The organism is Oscillospiraceae bacterium (assembly GCA_015068525.1).
Taxonomy (GTDB): Bacteria; Bacillota; Clostridia; order UMGS1840; family HGM11507; genus SIG450.
This window is the reverse complement of sequence record SVKJ01000021.1, coordinates 1-6,381: the sequence shown is the minus strand read 5'-3', so window position 1 is coordinate 6,381 and position 6,381 is coordinate 1. Positions and strand designations below refer to the sequence as shown.

Below are 6,381 nucleotides of genomic sequence, written 5' to 3'. Positions count from 1 at the left end.
ATTTTAAAACTTGAAATCACCGAATTTGCAAAGAACCGACTCGTGTAGAAAAAATGCAAAATATGAGACAATATAGGTACAGCAAAAAACAGTACCAGATGTTGAAGATGTTGCAAGATTTTCTAACTGTTTAAATGGTTCATAATGAAAAATTCGGTGTTTGAACAAAAATTGTTGGTTTTAACATTTTAAAACTTGAAATCACCGAATTTGCAAAGAACCAACTCGTGTAGAAAAAATGCAAAGTATGAGACAATATAGGTACAGCAACGGGAGATGTTGTTGCTGAAAACATTTTATAGAAAGGATGATTAAATTGAAATCATTTAAGAAAATTTTAGTAGAGAACTTTACAAAGGCAGTGAAAATTCTGAAAAATCAGATAATCAAAGGTGATTGTGAGAAAATATTACATGCTATTCCAACCGGCAGCGTTAAAGCTGTTGTAATGGATGGTCCGTATATTTTACATACAAAAAAAGGCAAGACTACCGGATGTTATGCTCATACAGACTTTATGAAAGGCATAGCGGCATTCTGTGATGGTTTTTCTGTTAATGTTTTAAAAGAGATTGTTCGTATCTGTGAAAAAATCAATGGAATTTTCTTTTGCAGTGCAGCGCAGTTAGATTTCTATATTTCTTTTTTTCAACAGTATGAAAATGTGGAAATTATTCTTCATACTTGGCAGAAAACTAACCCTTTCTGTTCTAAGGGAACTATGCTTTCTGACACAGAATACATAGTTCAAGTTGTTGATAAAAGTCTTGTTGGAGAGGTAGATACTACTCCGGAGCATTTTATCACACCTAAATTTACAAAATTGAAGAAAAAGTATGGTCATGGAACTATTAAACCAGTTGAAATTATGACTAAATTGATTGAAAAAGTTTCTGAACCTGGCGACCTTATTCTTGACCCATTTTGTGGAACAAACTCAACCGGTGTCAGTGCCTTAATGTGTGGCAGAGACTTTATTGGTTGTGAAATTGAAGACAAGTATGCAAAGGTGTCAGAACAGAGAATCTTGGAAACTATGGAAGACCTCGGAATTGAAGAACTTGTTCATGATGAACTTTGTGGAACTATTGCCCTTGGCAATGCAGAAGAAATTCTTGAAACAGTTGAAAAGGATGAATTTGATGTTGCTTTTGTAGATTCTACTGTTTTTACAGATATTCCTTTTACATATATAGATTCAGTTATCTCCAAGATGACTTTACCATGTGTCAATGTTTGGGTCGAAGAAAAAGACATTATAGATGTAAGTATGAGATACGCTCGTCAAGGGTTCATCTTTGATATTGTATATTCCTATGGTGAAAAGACTATGGCAATGGTACATCTGAGAAAACCTGGGAAACTGTTCTATGGAACATATCATACCTCCAGACATTTTTATGTTGATGATGGTATGCCATTTCAACCCAAGTCAAAAAAGGCAAAAAAGGTTATTGTGGAACAGAGTGTAGGCAGTTATGAAGACAGCATTCCTTACATGGTTATGAGGAATATGGTGCTTAACTGTACTCTTGCTGGTGATACTGTGCTTGACTTGACCGGTGGTGGTTTAACAGCAGAAATCTGTACTAGAACTGATAGAAAGTTCATATGTGCAGTTTCAGATAAAGAAAACCTTATACGCTGTGCTGAAAGAATCAGTAAAGCAAAGGCATTGAAAGGGGGTGAAACCTTCGATATGAACAAGGTGCTTACCTTTCAAGACTAAATGAGTTTTGGGAGAACCTCATTATCAAAACCCTATCAGTTCCAATCTATTGATACGGGTATGTTGTGCACAAACATATTCATATGAGATGGAACTAACAAGAGACTGAGTGTATGATTCTAGACTGATTACACCCAGTTAGGGTAGCGCTGCCTTCTTGGAAATTTGTTAATTAATCAAAATTACTTATTTTTAAGGAGGAATACCAATGAAAGATTTATATAACAAGCATATCGTAGCATGTGCTGAGATAGATAAAAAGGCATTTGAATCTGAAAAAGTGCTTTTAGGAGAAGAAATAGTTAATTTATGGGATGTAAGAAATGTTTTAAGTTATGATTTAAAAAATGTTTCTTGTATTGTGGCAGGTTTTCCATGCCAAAGCGTTAGTTCAATAGGTGAAAAACTTGGTATCACAAATTATTGTAAAAACCCAGAGTGTGGGCATTCTTTTTCACCATTAGATGTAGATGTGCTCGGTGTCTGTCCGGTATGTGGATGCACTGACATTGAAGAAACTCCAAGCTCATTAGTTTGTTATGTGCTTGAGGCAATTAAAAATATCAAACCAGAATTTGTGATTTTGGAGAATGTGGCAAATTTTGCTACATCAAAGAGGTTCAGAGCAGATTTTGATAAGATAAATGCAAAAATTGAAAGTTATGGGTACAACATTTACTGGAAGGTTCTCAATGCTCATGATTATGGTTCAGTTCAAAACAGAAGACGAATCATATGGGTATGTGTTAGGTCAGATGTAGATGCAGGTTTTGAGTTTCCAGAACCATATACATTTACAAGGAACTTGCAGACTATATTAGAGGACTGTTCAGATGTATTTGCTGGTACAGATGCAAAGGTTGTGATAGATTCCAGCATTTCCCCATATATAAGAACCTCCATTGAAAAGTATGTTGATGAAATTATTTCATCTGATGCTGAAACTATAAAACTCCCTTGTAAATCTGGTTGGGCAGACCATGTGATAGGTCTCAAAAAGATACCAACACTCCGTGCATCTAATTCTACATGCATTGTGAGACAGATTTATAAGGATGCAGATGGCAATGACAGATATTACATAAAGAAACTTTCTCCAAAGGAAAGATGGTTGGCAACTGGTTTTACAGCAGCAGACTATGAGAAAGTTTCTAAAATCAACAGTAAAACTCAACTCAATCACCAGACCGGCAATAGTATCTGTGTAGAATTGCTTGTAGCAGTGTGGTTGGAACTCTTTGATAGAATGCCTTATTTGTTCAAAGAATTGCGCCTGTTAAGTTTGTTTTCTGGCGTGGGGGCATTTGAGAGAAGTCTAGATATTTTATATTCAGAAATCAACTTATAATAGGAGGAATTTTAACATGAGAAACACAAATTATGCTAGATTAGGTAGAACAGAGGTACAGGTACTTAGAGTTATTGATAGCAACACATTAGGTCCTGCATTCAATCAAAACTTTTGCCCTCTTTCACAAGAGGAAATGGGTGAATATTTGGGCTGTCCTCGCAGAGAGGTTTCAAGAATGATTGTATCACTTACACATGCAGGTTATATTCAACCCCGTAGTGGCAAAGTCAGAAGATATGCTCTTACCCCAAGAGGTAAAGGTGTCTTGACCCGCCTTGATAATCAGTAAAAAGCACAAGCAGTTTGGCGGTATCTGTCCAAAAACCGCTGGAACAATAAAAAATATAAGTGAATCTCAGTATTACTGAGGAGAAAAGGAGATTATATCATGTATATTAATTTTAAAAATTTCAATTGTAAAGCAGAAACAGAACTTGGAACAAGTATTGAGGTAATAATGAAGACAAAAATTTCATTGAAATTCAATGTATTTCACCTTGAAAGAAATACAAGTCCATTCATAGAAATTCCCTTATTTGATACCGGTGCACTCAAAGCTGAGGCTAAAAAGTTCTATAACAAATGTATCAAAATAGGTCTTAAAGATACATATACAGTTGAAGAACAGAAACTCATTAACAATTTCTTTGGTCTTTCATCAATAGTAAATTTGCTTAGCCCCAATGTGCATTCAACCTTAAAAGCATCAAAAGGTTTCACAAATATCACTGATGAAGATTCACCAACAAATTTCCTTATTTTTGATGGGTATGCAGTTGGTTTTGAAAATGTCCGTAAACTTTGCAGTATAACAACAGAAACAGGCTTGGAAGATAAGAGTTATGGTATGGAAATTTCACCATTAACAGAAGATGAACTCAAAAAATTTGTTTCATATTTGAAAAAGAGTGATTTTGAGAGTTTCCACATTGCCCTTTGGTCTGTGAAAAAGTAATCAGCAATATTCTTAACAAGCAGTTTGGCAGTATCTGTTTAAAAACTGTCTCATATTAAAAGTAGGTAATTTACTGTATTTGAATAAAATTCTAATTATACAGAAAAAATATTATTATGAAAGGAGCAATGCGCATGAAGATAAACATTAAGGAAAGTTCCAAGACTGTTGAGGTATGGGTAGATAGCTCTGAAAAGGCTACTTACAGAGACACCGCGGAGTATAAGGAGACTGTCGCTGCTTACAAAAATGATTATTCAATTAATGTTTTTGTCGGAGGCAACAGACCGCTTCTTCAAACCATTACTGAGCTTTTGAAGGAACAGTCTAAATCATTAGCGTATGCTAGTTAAAAACTCACAACAAAGCATATTCCAAGTGAATATGCTTACATATAAATAGATACGGACAAAGGGTGTGTATAATCTACACACCCTTGAATACAAGAAAGGAATGATGTTAAAATGAAAGAGACAGAAAGAATAGCGGCATATTGCCGTATATCAATAGATGATGACCTTGACAATGAAAATGTATCAATAGAAAATCAGAAATCAATCATAAGCGCTTATGTGAAAGATAAGTTTCCTAATATGGAATGTGATTTCTATGAAGACAGAGATAAGTCTGGTTATACCTTTGAAGAAAGAGATGGGTATCAGAAAATGAGAAAATTATTGTTTAATGGGTATTATAAGATACTTATTATCAAGAATTTTTCCAGATTTTCCAGAAGAAATAGTCTGGGTTTATATGAACTTGAACTATTAAGAGATGCCGGAGTAAGAATCATTTCAATTCAAGACAATATAGATTTTCCTAATAATGCCGAATGGTTGAATATACAGTTTAAATTCCTTATGAACGAACAACCAGTCAGTGAGGCAAGTAAAAATGTCAGAAGCATTATTAAGAACAGACAGCGTAATGCCGAATGGGTTTGTAATGCTCCATACGGTTATTACTTACATCCTTTCAAAAAAAATACTGTTTGTGTTGATGAAGAAGGCGCAGCGGTTGTGAAAAAAATCTTTGAATTATATAATGATGGTTGGGGTTATAAAAAAATTGCTGAGTATTTAACTGAGACTAATGCTCCAACTGGCAGAATGCTTATGGTGAAACATGCCTTGGAGAGAGAAAAAGACCCAAGCAAGATTAAACCAAGTACCATTTGGAGTCATGTTGCAGTTGCAAAAATTGTAAGCAATGATTTTTATATAGGTACATTAAGACAAAATGTATGGACAAGAGCGGGCATCAATAAAAGAGATGTTCGTACTGACCCAAAAGACCATATGATATTTGAAAATCACCATGAACCTATCATTGAAAAAAAGGTTTTTGAGAAGGCGCAAGAAGAATTAAAACACAGAACCACATCTCATTACAAAGGTAAGCGCAAGTATGAAATTCCTTACAGTGGCAGAATTTACTGTGCTGATTGTGGTGCTCATATGTTTTCAATTTCCAACCCTAAGAGACCAAATGCTTATTTCTGTGGTTCTTATCACAGAAGGGGGTTAAAGGCATGTACCTCACACCATATTCACGAATCTAAACTCAATGAGGCAGTGAAAAATTACATCCGTGCAGTTAAAGAAAATTTGCAAGATAAACTTATAAATATCAACCTTGACAGCAGTAAAGAGCAGGTTGAGAGAAACAAGATACGTATTGCAAATCTCCAAAATTTCATTGAAGATAAGAAATCTGAACTTACTATAAGTATGCAACAACGTATCAAACAAATTTCTAAATACCCAGATAATGAAGAAAGCATTGATGAAACCTTTGATGCAGTTGACAATGGTCTTCGTAAAGAGATAGAAAATGCTGAGTTGGAAATAGAATTTCTTACTGACGAAAGTGAAAAGAGAAAAGAAATCAAGAACAATATAGATACGGTTCTTGATACATTTAATCATTTGCTTTCTAAGGAACACTTTACCGAAAAAGATATTGCTCTTATTATAGAGCGTATCACAGTAGATGAAGACAAGACAATTACCATTTTCTTAAAGAGCAGTATTACTGACATCATAGACCTTGTAGAAAGAACACAAGAAGAATAATTTTTTTAACACAGTAGTTGATTAAAAACATCAATTACTGTGTTTTTTATTGACAATTTTTGTCGATTGCCGTATAATGAAATCAGTTAAATATGAACTTTGTCAGTGGGTCGTTATCTATGTACCAACAAGGTATGAGATGGCGATCCACTCGAAATATTTACAGAGCGTGACGGCGAGGTAATTTTCAAAAAGTACTCACCTATCGGTGAGCTTGGTGAATTTGCCGCAGGATATGCCGAAACTCTTTCAAAAACAAGCGGACAGGCGG

General features: G+C 34.6%; 6 protein-coding genes and 1 pseudogene. All 7 read left to right on the top strand.

What is annotated here, in order from left to right:
* Nucleotides 1-307: 307 nt before the first annotated feature.
* The 7 genes and pseudogenes from E7419_06755 to E7419_06725 all read left to right on the top strand — a co-directional run bounded on the left by E7419_06755 (nucleotide 308) and on the right by E7419_06725 (nucleotide 6,381).
* Nucleotides 308-1,729: a site-specific DNA-methyltransferase gene (locus E7419_06755; GenBank protein MBE7014887.1), complete on the top strand. Its 1,422-nt coding sequence runs from the start codon at nucleotides 308-310 to the stop codon at nucleotides 1,727-1,729.
* A gap of 208 nt (nucleotides 1,730-1,937) precedes the next feature.
* Nucleotides 1,938-3,077 (top strand): DNA cytosine methyltransferase, encoded by a 1,140-nt coding sequence (locus tag E7419_06750; GenBank protein ID MBE7014886.1) that lies wholly within the window; start codon nucleotides 1,938-1,940, stop codon nucleotides 3,075-3,077.
* Between the two features lie 16 nt (nucleotides 3,078-3,093).
* A complete protein-coding gene (locus E7419_06745; protein ID MBE7014885.1) occupies nucleotides 3,094-3,369 on the top strand; it encodes a hypothetical protein in 276 nt (91 codons plus the stop codon).
* A 99-nt stretch (nucleotides 3,370-3,468) separates the two neighbouring features.
* Entirely contained in the window at nucleotides 3,469-4,035 is a 567-nt protein-coding gene (locus tag E7419_06740; protein ID MBE7014884.1) for a hypothetical protein, read from the top strand.
* 134 nt (nucleotides 4,036-4,169) lie between these two features.
* Entirely contained in the window at nucleotides 4,170-4,388 is a 219-nt protein-coding gene (locus E7419_06735) for a hypothetical protein (GenBank protein ID MBE7014883.1), read from the top strand.
* Nucleotides 4,389-4,499: 111 nt separating this feature from the next.
* The gene (locus E7419_06730) at nucleotides 4,500-6,110 is read left to right on the top strand and encodes a recombinase family protein (protein MBE7014882.1); all 1,611 of its coding nucleotides are present in this window, start codon (nucleotides 4,500-4,502) and stop codon (nucleotides 6,108-6,110) included.
* A gap of 123 nt (nucleotides 6,111-6,233) precedes the next feature.
* Nucleotides 6,234-6,381 (top strand): annotated as a pseudogene (locus E7419_06725) (stage V sporulation protein T).

Excerpts from the sequence above, each read along its gene's own strand:
- E7419_06755 (MBE7014887.1), top strand. The coding sequence starts at position 308 with ATGATTAAATTGAAATCATTTAAGAAAATTTTAGTAGAGAACTTTACA.
- E7419_06750 (MBE7014886.1), top strand. The coding sequence starts at position 1,938 with ATGAAAGATTTATATAACAAGCATATCGTAGCATGTGCTGAGATAGAT.
- E7419_06745 (MBE7014885.1), top strand. The coding sequence starts at position 3,094 with ATGAGAAACACAAATTATGCTAGATTAGGTAGAACAGAGGTACAGGTA.
- E7419_06740 (MBE7014884.1), top strand. The coding sequence starts at position 3,469 with ATGTATATTAATTTTAAAAATTTCAATTGTAAAGCAGAAACAGAACTT.
- E7419_06735 (MBE7014883.1), top strand. The coding sequence starts at position 4,170 with ATGAAGATAAACATTAAGGAAAGTTCCAAGACTGTTGAGGTATGGGTA.
- E7419_06730 (MBE7014882.1), top strand. The coding sequence starts at position 4,500 with ATGAAAGAGACAGAAAGAATAGCGGCATATTGCCGTATATCAATAGAT.